We start from the raw sequence: 14,693 nt of genomic DNA, 5'->3' as shown, positions 1-14,693 counted from the left end.
ATGTGTAGTTGATCATTAGGCGATAATATCTTTTATTGATTGGAAATGAAAGGATGGTTTTTCATCGGATATTACAGTCCTGCTGTTCGCTGTAGCCCTCATGCTTCGGGGCTGCCGCTACCATCAGGTTTACGAATAGCGTAAGTGCACAATGCAACCTCAAAAATGAAATACGAATCTAGCTTTTCTAAAAACCAAAAGAAAATCATTTTAAATGTGCGGGATAGCCTACAGTACCATAATCCCCTTGATGTTTGCGGCTTGCTTATAAACAGCAATCACCTCATCAGCACTCTGCATGGTCTTTTTTACCGTAATCGAAACATATTTACCTGTTTTTGATGCCTGTTCAATAAACTCATCCTTGGGTAAAATGGCACGTAAGTCTTCTATTTTATCTAGTCCGCCAGTGATAATAAATTTAAAATTGTAAACACCCGGAAACTTTTCAACGGTTTCCAGTTTTTCTTTTAAGTTGGCATAAATATCTGTATTTGTTCCATCTGGGATATCAGAAAACTCAATATCCTTATTTATTTTTTCTCTTCCATAACGAAGGCATATCAAATTCTATACCCAAATCAACAGGGTGCAATTCTGACAGCATAATACATTTTATTAATCGAAATAAATATGACTTTGGGGTTTAAACCCTCAATAGCAGCACAAACTCAATTTAAATAAACCTTGGCGAAGCGGATACCGGCCTGGTGCATAAGGCCTGCAGGCGTATGAGCAAAGCAAAGGGCTACCGACGCCGATGAAATACAGCTGTTGCTTTTCTCAAAACCAAAAGTGCAGATTTACCATAGCTATATTAGCCCCAAATAAAAATAAGGGGCATTTTACCCTATAAGATAGATAAGGGCCATATAAGCCAATACCGGATAGATTCTGAAACAAGTTCAGAATGACGGGCGATAAAATAAAGGTGTTGGTTTTAAACCCTCAATAGCAGCACAAACTCAATTTACCTAAACCTTGGCGAAGCGGATACCGGCCTGGTGCGTAAGGCCTGCAGGCGTATGAGCAAAGCAAAGGACTGCAGAATGCCATGAAATACTGATGTAGCTTTCCTCAAAATCAATCAAAATAAGTTCTTTTGCCATGTTATGCCATGATTTTCAACAATTTTAATGGCGTGAGGGATTCTGAAACAAGTTCAGAATGACGAACGGTTAGGGCAACCGGTTAGGTTTTTAACTAATTACTAACAACTTTGGCAAAAAGCGACAGGAATTGTTATTTTTGAACCTCAAAAAAACAGGAGCCGATTTGGATTATTTAGCAGGATTAAACCCACAACAGAGAGCAGCAGTAGAGAACACAAAAGGACCAGTAATGATTGTTGCAGGTGCAGGTTCGGGCAAAACCAGGGTAATTACATTTCGTGTAGCCCACCTTATTCGAACCGGTACCGATCCATTTAATATTCTGGTTTTAACCTTTACCAACAAAGCGAGTAAAGATATGCGCGAGCGTATTAGTAAAGTAGTTGGTGCAGAGGCCAAAAACATTTGGATGGGTACATTTCACTCTGTTTTTGCGAAAATTTTACGGGTAGAGGCCGAAAAAATCGGTTATCCGAGCAACTTTACCATTTACGATACCGACGACAGTAAAAGTGTAATCCGTGCAATTTTGAAAGAAATGCAACTGGATGATAAATTATATGCAGCAAACTTTGTTTTCAATAGAATTTCATCTGCTAAAAATAATTTAATTTCCTGGGGCGAATATCAGGCTAACGACCAGATACAGGCTGAAGATATTCAGAACAAACGCCCTTTGATTGGCCAGATTTACGAGACTTATGCTAAACGCTGTTTCAGGGCCGGTGCAATGGATTTTGACGATTTATTATTCAAAACCAATATTTTATTGAAAGAACACCCCGATGTTTTAAATAAGTACCAGCAAAAATTCAGGTATTTGATGGTGGATGAGTACCAGGATACCAACTTTTCGCAGTACACCATTGTGAAAAAACTGGCTGCTGCCTATCAAAACATTTGTGTAGTGGGTGACGACGCACAGAGTATTTATGCGTTCCGTGGTGCTAACATCCAGAATATTTTAAATTTCGAACGGGATTATCCTGATTTAAAGGTTTATAAATTAGAACAGAATTACCGTTCTACCCAAAATATTGTTGATGCTGCAAGCAGTATTATTGCCAACAACAAAAACCAGCTCGAAAAGAACGTTTTTTCAGAAAATGCAGAAGGAGAAAGAATTAAAGTTTCGCGGGCTTTTACGGATAATGAAGAGGGTAAATTAGTTGCCGAAGCCATTATTCAGGAGCGCAGTACAAAAGGTTATCAACACAACGATTTTGCCATTTTGTATCGTACCAATGCGCAAAGCAGGGCGATGGAGGAAGGTTTACGTAAACTGAATATTCCTTACCGGATCTACGGCGGTCAGTCTTTTTACCAACGCAAAGAGATTAAAGATTTAATTGCCTATTTCCGTTTAACTTTTAATCCGAAGGATGAAGAGGCGATAAAACGCGTAATCAATTACCCTAAACGTGGTATTGGCGACACTTCTATCGATAAAATTATTGTTGCGGCAGATCAGCATGGAAAAACCATGTGGGATGTAATTTCTAATGCGCACGAATATGTTGATGGTCGTTTAGCCAATCAATTGAACGATTTTGCCATGATGGTGCAAAGCTTCCAGGCAGAGGCAAAAAAGCTCGATGCTTATGATACGGCTTTGTTTATTGCTCAGCATGCAGGTATTTTAAAAGAGCTATATACTGATGATAGCGTTGAAGGACGTGCGAGATACGAAAATATTCAGGAATTATTAAATGGTATTAAGGAGTTTGCAGAGCGCGAAGATATTGAAGAAAAAGGCCTTGATATTTTTATGCAGGATGTTGCCCTCTTAACCAATGATGATAAAGATGGTGATAAAAATAAGGATACGGTTTCTTTAATGACGATCCACTCGGCTAAGGGTCTGGAGTTTAAAAACGTGTTTATTGTTGGATTGGAAGAAAATCTGTTTCCATCGCAAATGTCGTTAACCAACCGTACTGATTTAGAGGAGGAGCGCCGTTTATTCTACGTGGCCATTACCCGTGCCGAAGTAAAACTGACACTTACTTATGCCACTTCGCGTTACCGTTGGGGAACTTTAACCAACTGCGAACCTAGCCGTTTTATTAATGAAATTAGTCCGAAATTTTTAGAATTAGATGTTAAACCGGCCAAATCAAACAGTTTTGAAGGTAGTTTTGACGATGAGCGGAAAACATGGACTTCGCAGCCACGTGATTTCTTCAGCAAACCCAAACCAGCGGCCGGCGCAACTACTTCTGCCCCACCAGTACGTCCGAAAACAACATCATTACTCGCAAAGGCACACATACCAACACCAGGTTTTACCCCATCACAACCACATGAATTTCAGGGCGGTATGGAAGTGGAGCACGAAAAATTTGGTTTTGGAAAAATTATCAGCCTGGAGGGTACATTACCTGATGTTAAGGCAACAGTTTTTTTCCAGGGCTTAGGCAATAAACAATTACTGCTTAAGTTTGCAAAACTGATGATTGTGAAGTAAACACAGATTTCCATTTAGCCACGGAAATTAACGGGGATTCGTCATCCTGAAGGGTAATTTATTTTATAAAATCAATATGAGTGATGTTTAATTGATTTCATTTGCCATACAGCGCAGTCTTGCCTCGGCTCGCAGCCGCCGAATGGCTCTTTCTTTTTGATGTCAAAAAGACCAGCGAAGCTAGCTTGAATGCCATTGAAAACATAAAAACACAAGAAAAAACAAAAAACACCGGCTGAAAATTTATTCATTTGTTGTTTATAACTTTCAGCTGCATTCATGAGGACTTCGCCGTTTTCTTTTGAAGCCAGTTGTATGGCCAGAACAGTGCAGCCCGAAAAATTTGTTAGGCCGGATTTAAGTAGAACTGGGATACCGTGATATGGCCTAGCCGGACGGAAATGCGAAAGCAGTTAAAATACTGATTAATAATATTTTACAAAATACCGTCAATGTTAACTTGTTTCAGGATTTTTAATAGATTAACATAACAGATGCTGAATCAAGTTCAGCATGACGAGTGCTAATGAAAATTATGTCCAACTCAGGGCTCTCTGCGCTTTTCTCTCTGCGCTCTTTGCGGTTAAAAACACCATGGTTAAAAAGTTGAAAAACCACGAAATTATCCTTATTATTGAAGTCGGTTCTCCCGACTACAAACCATGCAACTTACCAGGTTAGAAATTAAAGGTTTTAAGAGCTTTGGCGATAAAGTGACCATCAACTTTAATGAGGGTGTTACCGCTATCGTTGGCCCGAATGGTTGCGGAAAATCTAATGTAATTGATGCTATGCGCTGGGTTTTAGGCGAACAAAGCACTAAAGCCCTGCGATCGGAAAAGATGGAGAACATCATTTTCAACGGAACAAAAAACCGTAAACAGGCACAGCTTGCAGAGGTTTCATTAAGCTTTGATAATACAAAAAATATCCTTCCTACCGCTTATTCACAGGTTACCGTAACCCGTAAACTCTACAGAAATGGAGACAGCGAATATCGCCTAAACGATGTTCAATGCAGGTTAAAAGACATTACCGACCTTTTTCTAGACACCGGAATCGGCTCTGATAGTTATTCTATTATTGAGCTGAAAATGGTGGATGAAATTATCACCAATAAAGAACACAGCCGTCGTTCTCTATTTGAAGAAGCATCAGGGATCTCGAAGTACAAATTACGTAAAAAGCAGACTTTCAACAAATTAAAAGACACAGAAGCCGATTTAGAGCGGGTTGAAGATTTACTTTTCGAAATCGAAAAAACCTTAAAACCTTAGAAAACCAGGCACGCAAAGCTGAACGTTATTATAAGTTAAAAGAACAATACCGCGAACTGAGCATTCAGTTGGCTACACATCGCATAGCCTTCTTCCGTACCGACTTAAAAGCTTTAGAAACACAGGAGCAAAGTCAACAGGTGAACCGTGCAGAACTTAGCACCAAAATAGACACCGGTGAAGCCGAACTGCAAAAACTTAAACTAGGCAGTATTAGTCAGGAAAAGAACCTTTCCGTACAACAAAAGGCTACAAACGAGTTTGTTTCTAAAATCCGCGCTTACGAAAGTGAGAAAAAAGTAAAGAACGAGCAGATGCGTTTTTTACAGGAAAAAGAAACACGCTTATCTGGCGAACTCGAAAAAGATAAAAACCAGGTTAACCACATTAAATACAACATCAAACGTTTAAATGAAGAAGTTTTAACAGAAACAGAGGTTTTTAACCGCCTGGAATCTGATTTAAAGCTACTGAAATCTACGCTTGATACTTTACGGGAGCAACAACAGACCGAGAAAAACAGGATTGACAACCTGATCAAATCTGTTAACGACCTACAAAACCAAGTATACCAGTCGCAAAAAGAAATTGATATCCTGAACATCCAGAAAGATGCCCTGGTACAGGAAACCAACCGGAATGTAGATGATACCGAAACCAAAACCTTAGAGTTAAAGGCTTTCGATCATGCTTTAGCCGAACTTGATATCCAGGTAAGGGAAAAGCAGGCCAATATAAAAAACCTGACGGAAGCCGAAGAACTTTTAAAAGAAAAACTGGCTAGTTCCGAAATCAACCTGAGTTCGAACAAGGAAAAACTTACGGCCGAAAACCGTAAAAAAGATGCCAAACAGAACGAATATAACCTGACCAAATCGCTGGTTGACAGTTTAGAAGGTTTTCCTGAGTCTATACGTTTTTTAAAGAAAAACAATGCTTTTGCTAAAAGTGCCCTGCTCCTTTCCGATGTCTTATTCTGTAATGAAGATTACCGAATTGCCATAGAAAATTACCTTGAACCGGTAATGAACCACTATGTGGTTGATCAGTATGCGGATGCCGTTCAGGCCATTAACCTCTTAACTGATGCCAGCCGTGGAAGGGCAAATTTCTTTATTTTAGAAAATGTCCCCGATAAAAACCCGGCCATTAGCGATCATGATGGTCTCATTTCCGCTCTATCCGTTATTGAAGTCGACAAAAAATACCAGCACCTCTGCAACCTGCTTTTACAAAATGTATATATCGCAATAGCCGAGCAGGAAAATTTGTTTAAAGCCACACCAACAGATAGTTTAACTATTTTGGCCAAAAATGGGAAATATGCCCAAACCAGATTTACCTTGGCAGGTGGTTCTGTGGGACTATTTGAAGGTAAAAGGATTGGTCGTGCTAAGAATTTGGAAAATCTGGCAAAAGAAATTAAAGCTTCAGAATCACTGATCAATCAGCATAATGCAGCTATAAAAGCCGAAACAGACAACATATTTAACCTGAAAGAGGCTTCAAAAATTAATCAGATCAACGCTTTACAACAGGAAATGAACCGTTTAAACAACGAACACATTTCTGTGCAGACCCGCCGAGATCAATATCAGGAGTTTATCACCACCAGCGAAAACCGCAAAACGGATATCGCTCAAAAGATCGTATCGATAGAAAAAGCCTTGTCGGAGAAATTGCCTGCACTGGTTCAACTGCAAAAAAATCAGCAAGAAGCACATATCAATCTACAAGAACAACAGCTTAATTATCAGGAAATTGCCGATCAGGTAAATGAAAGTGCGGGAAAATACAACCAGGATAATATCCGTTTCCACCAACAACAAAATAAGTTATCGGGTTTAGAAAAAGATTTGGATTACCGTTTTGTACAGGAAGAAGCTTTAAATAAGCGCATTGCCCAAAATGACAAAGAATTACAGGAAACACTAATACAAATTACGGCAACATTACAACATACCGATCTGAATGATGATACACTTTTAGAAATGTATCAGCAACGTGAAGAAATGGAAAAAGGTCTTGCGGAAGCCGAGCAGGCGTATTTTTCAAGTAAAGGGAGCATTAACGAGGTAGAAAACGACTTGACGAACATCCGCAAAAACCGCGAAGAAACCGATTTTCTGTTAACGGAGATTAAGGATAAAAAGAATGCTTTAAAAATCGACTTAAATGCCCTAAAAGAACGTTTAGCTGTCGAATTCAATATCGATATCAATGATCTTTTAGAAACCGAGACTGAAATTGAAGCACTGGAAAGCGAGTTCGAACTGCGCCAGAAAGTAGAAAAAATGAAACGCCAGCTGGATGAATTTGGCGCCATCAACTCCATGGCTATGGAGGCTTTTAAAGAAATGGAAGAACGTTATACCTTTATCCAGAACCAGAAAAAAGACCTCAACGCCGCTAAAACTGATCTTTTACAAACCATTAAAGAAATAGATGATACCGCGAAAGATAAATTTATGCAGGCTTTTACCCAGGCCCGCGAACATTTTATCGTCGTTTTCCGCTCTTTATTTAACGAAGAAGATAGCTGCGACCTGATTTTATCAGATATCAATAATCCTTTAGAAGCTGATATCGATATTATTGCCCGCCCGAAAGGGAAAAGACCATTATCTATTAACCAACTATCTGGTGGAGAAAAAACGTTAACAGCTACTGCCCTATTGTTTTCACTATATCTGTTAAAACCTGCGCCTTTCTGTATTTTCGATGAGGTTGATGCCCCATTGGATGATACCAACATCGATAAATTCAACAATATTATCCGCAAATTCTCCGATCAATCGCAGTTTATCATTGTATCACATAACAAACGTACCATTGCCAGCACCGATATCATTTATGGGGTAACCATGGTAGAGCAGGGTGTTTCGAGAGTAGTAGCCGTAGATTTGAGGGAAGTAGCAGCGTAAAAGCTTAAAGGTAAAAGCTATATAGACCAAAGCAAAATCTACCGCTTCCGCCATTGCGAGAAGACTTTTTCAGCCAACAGCCGCCCTGTTTTTATTTTGCAGGAGCAATCTTTTATTTACATTTTTCCTAATTCGAAAATGAAAGCAACAGCCTTTGGAAGTCATCAGTCCTGCTGTACTCTATAGTCCCGACTTTACGTCGGGAGCTGCCGTTCCCATCAGGTTTAGAAACGCAATACAGTAAAGCAAACAGCGTTTGAATAGCATAATGAAAAAATGTATATTTGTTATAACAACTTAAGGATATGTTAGCTACTGTTAAAGGATATTACGAAAAAGGAAAGATAACGTTGAAAGAAAAAGCACCTGTACAAACAAAAACAGAGGTTATTGTTACTTTTCTTACAGATGAACAACCAGCTATCTTAAAAAGAATTCCGGGTGCGCTAAAAGGTAAAATATCAATCCCAGATAATTTTAACGATCCTCTAGATGATTTAAAAGAGTACATGTAATGGCATCTAATTACTATCTTTTAGATACACATTGCTTACTTTGGTTTCAGGAAAACAGTCCAAAAATCGCCAAAAAAGTATTGGATATTATTCAAAATATAGAAAATGTCATTTACTTTAGTCAAATTAGTTTATTCCAAATCTCAATAAAACAATCTTTTGGTAAACTTCCCCATTTCAGTGTAACTGTTGAGGACATTTATAATCAAGCACTTTTAGATGGCTTTACTTTTTTATCAATTGAAAATTCCTCAATTTTCAATTATAATAAAGTCCCATTGTTGAATGAGCACAGAGATCCATTCGATCGGTTAATAATTTCTTCAGCGATACAACAAGATGCTACTTCATTATCCGCCGATGAAAAATTCAAGCTTTATCCAAATATTTTAAAATTGCTTTGGCAGTAATTCATTATAATCATGAAAATCCTATATATCATTCCTTTAGCGATGATGCTAAGTTGCTGCTCATCAGTAAAAAATCAAAACAATATTGCTTCAGGTAAGTTAGATACTCAATTGTTAAAAGACGTTGAAGTATTATCTTCCGATGCTTACCAAGGTAGAAAAACCGGAACAAAAGGGGCCGAAATGGCCAGGGCATATATTATAGAAAGGTTTCAGAAACTGGGTTTAAAATCCTACCCACAACATGTAAACTACGCACAGGAATTCACTTTCAATGGTAGAAATGGTGCAAAAGTAAACGGAACCAACATTATTGGGTACATTCCAGGTAAAAGTAGTAATGTCGTCGTGGTATCAGCTCATTACGACCATTTAGGCGTGATCAAGGATGAGGTTTTTAATGGCGCCGACGATAATGCATCAGGAACTGCAGGCTTATTAAAAATTGCAGCCTATTTCGCTAAGAACAAGCCGAACAACACGATCATTTTCGCTTCTTTCGATGCGGAAGAAATGGGTTTACAGGGTGCAAAGGCATTTGTAGGTAATCCACCAGTGCCTGTTAATACTATCGCTATTGATTTAAACATGGATATGATCAGCCATAGTGATAAAGGTGAACTCTACGTATGTGGGACTTTCAAATATCCTGATTTAAAGAAATATGTAGATACGACTAAAACCAATATCAAATTACTTTTCGGCCACGACGATCCAAAACAAGGTCACGATGACTGGACCAACCAGAGCGACCAGGGCGCATTTAATGCTAAAAATATTCCATTCTTATATTTCGGTGTGGAAGATCACAAAGATTATCATAAAGCTACAGATGAATATTCTACCATCACCAAACCATTTTTCAGTAATGCTGCAAGCGCTGTACTGGATGTGGTAAAAAGTATAGACACACAAACTGGCTTACAACAGTTGTTAAAGGATAAAATGATCATGATGGATAATCCAGGAAAATCGAAAAGATTTTAACAAAAAAATCATATTAATCTAAACCTGCCCAATCCGGCAGGTTTTTTTATGCCTTTACATTTTATAAATAAAATTATTTACCTGAATATCAGCAAATTAAATAAAAAACTATAAAAATAGTTTGTAAACTATTTTTATAGTAGTAATTTCAATTAACCAAACTACAAAAATAGTTGCTATGATAAAAGAACTTACAAAAGCAGAAGAACAGGTAATGCTTATTCTTTGGGAAATGGGCGAAGCCCTGGTTAAAGATGTTATTGAAAAAATGAACGAACCAAAGCCCGCTTATAACACGGTCTCTACAGTAATCAGGGTCTTGGAAGGAAAAGGTTTTGTTGATCATAAGGCCATCGGGAATACACACATCTACTTCCCTATTATTAAAGAAACTGATTATAAACGTTTTGCAATAGATAAAGTGATGAACAATTACTTCGAAAACTCTTATGAAACCCTGGTTTCCTTTCTGGTAAAAGAAAAAAGTATGAGTACCGAAGAACTCAACGAAATTATTCAATTGGCAGAGAAACTTAAAAAAGACAAGTGATGGGCTGGTTATATTATTTACTCGAAGCAAATCTATACCTTATCCTATTTTATGGATTTTATAGATTATTTCTCCACAGGGAAACCTTTTATGGATTAAACAGGTATTACCTGATTTTCAGTTCGATACTTGCTTTTATACTTCCGTTTTTTCAGCTGGGGTTCTTAAAAAAGATATAATCGCTAATTATAACGGACTTACCCATATTCAAGATGCACCGCCATTATTTAGTGCAGCCAATGTATGTTTATCGGTCTACATCATCATCTGTCTTGTTTTAAGTTTAAAGATTTTCTGGGGATTACGGCATATCAAAAGATTAATGCGTAATGCTAAAAGACGTAAGGAAAACGGTATTACCCTAATTGAGATAAACCACTCGAAGATGGCATTTTCATTCTTTAATTTATTGTTTATCGATCCTGAAATGAACCAAAAAGATACGGTGTTAAAGCACGAAATGGTTCACATTAAACAAAAACATAGCATTGATATCCTGTTTTTTGACTGATACAGATTTCAAGCTGGTTTAATCCAGTTACTTATTTCATCAAAAACGACATCAAACTCGTTCATGAATATTTAGCCGACGAGGCAACTACCTGCAAAGACATTGCGAAATACGAATATGCATTATTTCTAATCCAAAATTCGTATGGAAATCAAGAAGTTCCGCTTAGTAATCAATTTTTCAACTCTTCACTACTAAAAAATAGAATAAGTATGTTAAACCAAAAAAAATCTGCAAAATGGGCCAGGCTCAAATTGTTATTTATCCTTCCGTTAATCGGATTTATGCTATGCCTATCTACAATGGCATTTACAAAAGATTATGCTACCATCCAATTTGGACAAAAAAAGAAAAGCTTAACCATCATTCTTCAGGACACTATTAAGAAAAAGTCTGATAAAAAGAGGTTACCACCGCCGCCTCCTAAAGAACCAAATCAATCAAAATCCAAAAAGTAAAAGAAATAACGAGTAATGAACCCCCTATTGTTGCAGATCATAAAAAAGAAGCAAGAAGATTACCGCCACCACCGCCAGTTGAACCAGGCTCTTTAAAATCAAAAAGTCTGGTGCTCCAAAAGTTGATCAGATTCATTTCGCTCCACCTATTGTAAAAAAAGATAAAAAGAACTTGCCAGTACCACCGCCGCCAGTTGAACCAAAAACTAAAAAAAGTGGTAGTAAATAGTAAAAGGTAATATTTTAAGTACAGGATAACTACTGCGGCACGTAAACCACGAATTTCGTTTCAAAGAAATCTTCCTCAAAATAAGCTGAAAGCGGGTATCATTATGCTTTCAGTTTTTTCATGTTACATCATTTTTTCCCAAGGCCTTACTTCAATACCATTACTACGGTTTTGGATAATCGATCCTGTATAACAAATAATGGTTTTTAATTTCTTCTTATCATCTGCCAGATTTTTAAAATATAACAAGCCTTTTTGATAATCGGAAGTCATTGTTGCCCCAGCTTTAATTTCTATTGCCGTAACTGTCGTGGCGGTGTCAAGTAGTACATCCAATTCATTTCCTGTTTTATCACGCCAGTAATATAGATTATCCTGCAAACCATTGTTTAAACGTTGTTTAAGCAGGTCTATAATCATCATATTTTCGAACAATGCACCAGTACTGGGATGAAATGCAAGTTGCTCTACATTTTGAAGTCCCAACAAACTACAAGCAACGCCTGTATCGTAAAAATAAAGTTTTGGGGCTTTTATTATCTGTTTATTGTAGTTATTATAAAATGGTCTTAGCAAATAAATGATATAACTTGATTGCAAAATATATAACCATGCCTGCACCGTTTTGGCATCAATACCACAATCGTTGCTAAGCGACTGCATATTCAAAATTTGTCCCGTTCTACCTGCACATAAGCGTAAAAATTTCATGAACAATGCCAAATTTGTGATATTTTTCAATTGTCGAACATCTCTTTCTACATAAGTATTGAGATAGTTGGGATACCAATCTACAGTATCGATATTTTTATATAAAGGCTCTGGATATGCCCCAGAAAATATATGGCTTTGATAATCCGATAATAATTTCGCCGTCTTTAATTCTTTTAAACTGCATGGCAATAAATGTAAATAAGCTACTCTACCAGCCAAAGTCTGGGATATACTTTCCTGCATTAAAAAGTTATTGCTTCCACTCAAGATAAAAAAACCGGCTTTATTATTTTCATCTACAATTTGTTGGATATAAGAAAACAAATGAGGTAATTTTTGCACTTCATCTAAAATGGCCCCATTTTTAAATTGCTTTAAAAACCCCTTTGGATCAGCTGTGGCAAATTCAGCTATATCGGGATTTTCAAGTGATACATAAGGCTTACGGGGGAAAGTTGTCTTGCAGATCGTTGTTTTACCACTCTGTCGTGGACCAACAACTGCAACAACTCTATGAATCATAGATAAATATAAAAATAAAATAGACAAATCCGGAATTTAATTCCGTATTAGGACAAAATAAAACAATAAATAACTATAAATCAACACTTTAATAAATCGGTTTTACGTAAATATCGATTAACTACTGCGGCACGTAAACCACGAATTTCGTTTCAAAGAAATCTTCCTCAAAATAAGCTGAAAGCGGATATAATTCTGCTTTCAGTTTTGATTCCTTAATCTCATCAGCTAAATCGCCACCTTTTAGATACAAAATCCCATTTGGAATGGCATTTAAGGAGTCTTTTTTAAATTTACCCTGTATCCATGGATAAAATTCGCCCAAACGCGTAACCGCTCTCGATACTACAAAGTTAAATTTCTCTTTAACCTGCTCTGCCCTTAAATGATCGGCTTTTAAATTATCCAGTCCAAGTGCCGAAGCCACTTCTTTTACCACTTTGATTTTTTTCCGATAGAATCTACCAGATAGAATTGTGTTTCAGGAAATAAAATAGCCAACGGAATACCTGGAAAACCACCACCTGTACCTACATCTAGAACTGATTCACCAGCTTTAAAAGTACAAACCTTAGCTATCCCTAACGAGTGTAATACATGGCGTTCATATAGTTCTTCAATATCCTTTCTCGAAATTACATTGATCTGTGCATTCCAAAAGCTATATAATTCGAACAGTTGCGAAAACTGGGCAATCTGTTTTTCGCTTAGATCAGGAAAATATTTTAAAATAATATCGGGCTTTACATCAAGCATATTGTAATTTCTAAAGGATTATTGTTTATTTCCAGTTTACTTTTTTCTTACCAAATAAGGCTAAAAATCCGTTCAGCGTTAAAAATACAAACAAAAGTATATCTAAAATCGGGAACCACCAACGCAAATCGCCATAGTTTAATCGTTTCAGCAATTTTGGATAGATAAAACACCTGATGATGATGCTTAGTGCCAGGATCCCTAAGGCTACATATTGTGCCTCGCGACTGAAAAACATACACGCAGCAAAAAAACCATAAAACAAAAACTGAAACACGATCTGGAGGCTCAAAATAAATTTATGTTTCGATTTATAGAGTTTACCAGCCCCAAAATGGCGCTTTTTCTGTCTCAGATAACCCCTCCAGGTTTTATTGGGTTCACTCCAAACATGACTGTCAGGATGTAAACGGATTTCGGTATTGTATTTGGTTGCGTGTGCATTTACAAATAAATCGTCGTCACCAGATGGGATATGCATGTGCGCTGCAAAGCCTTTATTTTTAAAAAAAGCGATTTTTTGTAAGCCATATTACGTCCAACACCCATGTATGGCATTCCTTTTAATGCGAAAGACAGGTAATTTACTGCAGTAAAAAAGGTTTCAAACCTGATTAGTGCATTTAAAAGACTTCTTTTTTTCATGTAAGGAGAATAGCCCAATACAATCTCGGTATTTTCATCGGCTGGCTGCTGCATATCCATCAGCCAATGCTCAGAAGCAGGCGTACAATCGGCGTCGGTAAAGACCAGCCAATCATATTTAGCGGCCTTTATACCCATGGTTACTGCGAATTTCTTACCTGCTATAAATTTATCGTTATCTAAAATCTTCACAACTTTGAGGTTGGAATACTTCTTCTCCAGTTGCTCTAAAAACTCTTCTGTACCATCCCATGAGCGATCATTAACCACCACTACCTCAAACTCAGGGTAATTTTGACCAAATAAAGAAGGAAGGTACTGCTCTAAATTTACAATTTCATTACGGGCACAAACAATAACACTTATCGGTTTCCGCGCCGATAACGGCACCTCTTCAATCCCAACCCTGGCCAGTTTTAAATGAACAAAAAGGACATAATAGAGCTGAACCAAAAGGCCAAAAGCCAATATCGAGAGCAGGATAATTTCAAGCGGGGTTAATATCACGATGGTAAAATAAATAGGCGCAAATTTCTCATTTTTAATCTGTAAAACACTTTTATGTGGATAAAAAATTAAACAAAATAATGCCCTCAATTTTTGCTATTTTTGGCAG

Annotated in this window: 12 protein-coding genes and 2 pseudogenes; 8 read left to right on the top strand and 6 right to left on the bottom strand. The window is 37.3% G+C overall.

Going from position 1 to position 14,693, the window contains the following annotated elements; genetic code table 11:
* Window positions 1–228: 228 nt before the first annotated feature.
* Both ACQ86H_RS10345 and ACQ86H_RS10340 read right to left on the bottom strand, forming a co-directional pair.
* Window positions 229–567 (bottom strand): DUF493 family protein, encoded by a 339-nt coding sequence (locus tag ACQ86H_RS10345; protein WP_431294773.1) that lies wholly within the window; start codon window positions 565–567, stop codon window positions 229–231.
* Between the two features lie 407 nt (window positions 568–974).
* Entirely contained in the window at window positions 975–1,109 is a 135-nt protein-coding gene (locus tag ACQ86H_RS10340; protein ID WP_431294772.1) for a hypothetical protein, read from the bottom strand.
* A gap of 166 nt (window positions 1,110–1,275) precedes the next feature.
* Here ACQ86H_RS10340 and ACQ86H_RS10335 point away from each other — a divergent pair, with 166 nt between their 5' ends.
* The 8 genes and pseudogenes from ACQ86H_RS10335 to ACQ86H_RS10300 all read left to right on the top strand — a co-directional run bounded on the left by ACQ86H_RS10335 (window position 1,276) and on the right by ACQ86H_RS10300 (window position 10,753).
* Complete coding sequence (locus tag ACQ86H_RS10335; protein WP_431294771.1) at window positions 1,276–3,579, top strand: ATP-dependent helicase; 2,304 nt, start codon at window positions 1,276–1,278, stop codon at window positions 3,577–3,579.
* A gap of 662 nt (window positions 3,580–4,241) precedes the next feature.
* Window positions 4,242–4,856 carry a chromosome segregation SMC family protein gene (locus ACQ86H_RS10330; RefSeq protein ID WP_431294770.1) on the top strand — a complete coding sequence of 205 codons (615 nt, stop codon included), beginning with the start codon at window positions 4,242–4,244 and terminating at the stop codon, window positions 4,854–4,856.
* Between the two features lie 38 nt (window positions 4,857–4,894).
* A pseudogene (smc, locus tag ACQ86H_RS10325) lies at window positions 4,895–7,780 on the top strand (chromosome segregation protein SMC); the annotation flags it as partial.
* Between the two features lie 305 nt (window positions 7,781–8,085).
* Entirely contained in the window at window positions 8,086–8,295 is a 210-nt protein-coding gene (locus tag ACQ86H_RS10320; protein ID WP_116252798.1) for a DUF2281 domain-containing protein, read from the top strand.
* Window positions 8,295–8,705: a type II toxin-antitoxin system VapC family toxin gene (locus tag ACQ86H_RS10315; protein WP_431294769.1), complete on the top strand. Its 411-nt coding sequence runs from the start codon at window positions 8,295–8,297 to the stop codon at window positions 8,703–8,705. The genes ACQ86H_RS10320 and ACQ86H_RS10315 overlap by 1 nt, the downstream gene beginning before the upstream one ends.
* Window positions 8,706–8,717: 12 nt before the next feature.
* The gene (locus ACQ86H_RS10310; protein WP_431294768.1) at window positions 8,718–9,692 is read left to right on the top strand and encodes a M28 family peptidase; all 975 of its coding nucleotides are present in this window, start codon (window positions 8,718–8,720) and stop codon (window positions 9,690–9,692) included.
* A 178-nt stretch (window positions 9,693–9,870) separates the two neighbouring features.
* Window positions 9,871–10,242 (top strand): BlaI/MecI/CopY family transcriptional regulator, encoded by a 372-nt coding sequence (locus ACQ86H_RS10305; RefSeq protein WP_431294767.1) that lies wholly within the window; start codon window positions 9,871–9,873, stop codon window positions 10,240–10,242.
* Window positions 10,243–10,564: 322 nt separating this feature from the next.
* Window positions 10,565–10,753, top strand: coding sequence for a hypothetical protein (locus tag ACQ86H_RS10300; RefSeq protein WP_431294766.1), 189 nt, complete (start codon window positions 10,565–10,567; stop codon window positions 10,751–10,753).
* An 810-nt stretch (window positions 10,754–11,563) separates the two neighbouring features.
* Here the strand turns inward: ACQ86H_RS10300 and ACQ86H_RS10295 are convergent.
* From ACQ86H_RS10295 to ACQ86H_RS10280, 4 genes and pseudogenes are all read right to left on the bottom strand, one after another.
* The gene (locus tag ACQ86H_RS10295; RefSeq protein ID WP_431294765.1) at window positions 11,564–12,703 is read right to left on the bottom strand and encodes an ATP-binding protein; all 1,140 of its coding nucleotides are present in this window, start codon (window positions 12,701–12,703) and stop codon (window positions 11,564–11,566) included.
* A gap of 94 nt (window positions 12,704–12,797) precedes the next feature.
* Window positions 12,798–13,432, bottom strand: a pseudogene (rsmG, locus tag ACQ86H_RS10290) (16S rRNA (guanine(527)-N(7))-methyltransferase RsmG).
* A gap of 25 nt (window positions 13,433–13,457) precedes the next feature.
* Window positions 13,458–13,913: a glycosyltransferase family 2 protein gene (locus ACQ86H_RS10285; RefSeq protein ID WP_431294764.1), complete on the bottom strand. Its 456-nt coding sequence runs from the start codon at window positions 13,911–13,913 to the stop codon at window positions 13,458–13,460.
* Complete coding sequence (locus ACQ86H_RS10280; protein ID WP_431294763.1) at window positions 13,877–14,674, bottom strand: glycosyltransferase; 798 nt, start codon at window positions 14,672–14,674, stop codon at window positions 13,877–13,879. Before ACQ86H_RS10280 ends, ACQ86H_RS10285 begins: the two co-directional genes overlap by 37 nt.
* Window positions 14,675–14,693: the final 19 nt, after the last annotated feature.

Source organism: Pedobacter sp. P26, assembly GCF_050632135.1.
Lineage (GTDB): Bacteria > Bacteroidota > Bacteroidia > Sphingobacteriales > Sphingobacteriaceae > Pedobacter.
The sequence above is the reverse complement of the archived record's forward strand: the minus strand, read 5'-3'. Positions and strand labels throughout refer to the sequence as shown.

Excerpts from the sequence above, each read along its gene's own strand:
- ACQ86H_RS10310 (WP_431294768.1), top strand. The coding sequence starts at position 8,718 with ATGAAAATCCTATATATCATTCCTTTAGCGATGATGCTAAGTTGCTGC.
- ACQ86H_RS10320 (WP_116252798.1), top strand. The coding sequence starts at position 8,086 with ATGTTAGCTACTGTTAAAGGATATTACGAAAAAGGAAAGATAACGTTG.
- ACQ86H_RS10305 (WP_431294767.1), top strand. The coding sequence starts at position 9,871 with ATGATAAAAGAACTTACAAAAGCAGAAGAACAGGTAATGCTTATTCTT.
- ACQ86H_RS10330 (WP_431294770.1), top strand. The coding sequence starts at position 4,242 with ATGCAACTTACCAGGTTAGAAATTAAAGGTTTTAAGAGCTTTGGCGAT.
- ACQ86H_RS10315 (WP_431294769.1), top strand. The coding sequence starts at position 8,295 with ATGGCATCTAATTACTATCTTTTAGATACACATTGCTTACTTTGGTTT.
- ACQ86H_RS10285 (WP_431294764.1), bottom strand. The coding sequence starts at position 13,913 with ATGCATATCCCATCTGGTGACGACGATTTATTTGTAAATGCACACGCA.
- ACQ86H_RS10300 (WP_431294766.1), top strand. The coding sequence starts at position 10,565 with ATGCGTAATGCTAAAAGACGTAAGGAAAACGGTATTACCCTAATTGAG.
- ACQ86H_RS10340 (WP_431294772.1), bottom strand. The coding sequence starts at position 1,109 with ATGGCAAAAGAACTTATTTTGATTGATTTTGAGGAAAGCTACATCAGT.